Annotated in this window: 1 protein-coding gene and 1 pseudogene; one reads left to right on the top strand and one right to left on the bottom strand. The window is 67.8% G+C overall.

The features are described from left to right. Window positions 1-318, top strand: a 318-nt coding sequence (locus KIK09_RS57205; protein WP_214327974.1) for an SbtR family transcriptional regulator, incomplete at its 5' end; no start/stop codon positions are given. 277 nt (window positions 319-595) lie between these two features. On the opposite strand, the pseudogene KIK09_RS60955 reads toward KIK09_RS57205, so the two are convergent. Beyond that, window positions 596-646, bottom strand: a pseudogene (locus KIK09_RS60955) (hypothetical protein); the annotation flags it as partial. Window positions 647-804: the final 158 nt, after the last annotated feature.

Genomic DNA, 804 nt, shown 5'->3' with positions numbered 1-804 from the left:
TTGGCCACGCTCATGGCCGATCGCTCGGGTGCCCTCGCCGAGGGCAGCCGGGCGCTGGAGCAGGCTGTCACCGACCTGGTGGCCGCCGCCGTGCGGGACGGCGCCGTTCGCGACGACGTGGATGCCGGTGCCGTGATGATGGCGCTGCACGGCATCGGCGCGGCCCATGACCGCCCCGACTGGCGGGCCGAAGCCGACGGCGTCATCACCCTCGTGCTGGACGGGCTTCGCCGCCCGCACTCAGCCCAGGCGGCCATCCGTACGCCTTCCGGAAGGAGAGGTGCACGAGGTGCAAACAGCGGCACGGCATCGAGTTGAGGAACCCAGGAACAGCCGTTGGCGATGAGAATGATTTTGAGCGAAGAGTGACGCCCAACGCCGGTGTGTGATCGCTTGGGGGGCGATGATCCTGCGTTCTACGTGGGGGTTTCTGGCCCGTGGATGATGCGGTGGATGGTGGAGCGTCCGACGCTGTATTCGGTGGCCAGGTCGGCCAGGGACACCTCGCTCTCGCACTCGGCGACCATGGCGGGGTTTGCAGGAACAGCCGCCCGAATGGGTCGTTCCAGTCGTAGACGGGCGCGCCCAAGCCGAACAGGACGCCGTGTCGTGACAGGCCGGTGAGGATCTCGTTGGCCTCGGCCATGTTGCGGGCGAACCGGTCGAACGTGGTCACGGTGAAGACGCTGCCGTCCCACACGGCGGCGAGGGACTGGCCGGTGAACTAGTTGTAACGACCCCGAGGCGCTCTCCGCACGCTCGGTTCTTCTTGGGTCCGGGCTGCGTGCGGTCAACTTGGCCTAC

It is taken from the genome of Nonomuraea sediminis (assembly GCF_018531495.1).
Lineage (GTDB): Bacteria > Actinomycetota > Actinomycetes > Streptosporangiales > Streptosporangiaceae > Nonomuraea > Nonomuraea sediminis.
The sequence above is the reverse complement of the archived record's forward strand: the minus strand, read 5'-3'. Positions and strand labels throughout refer to the sequence as shown.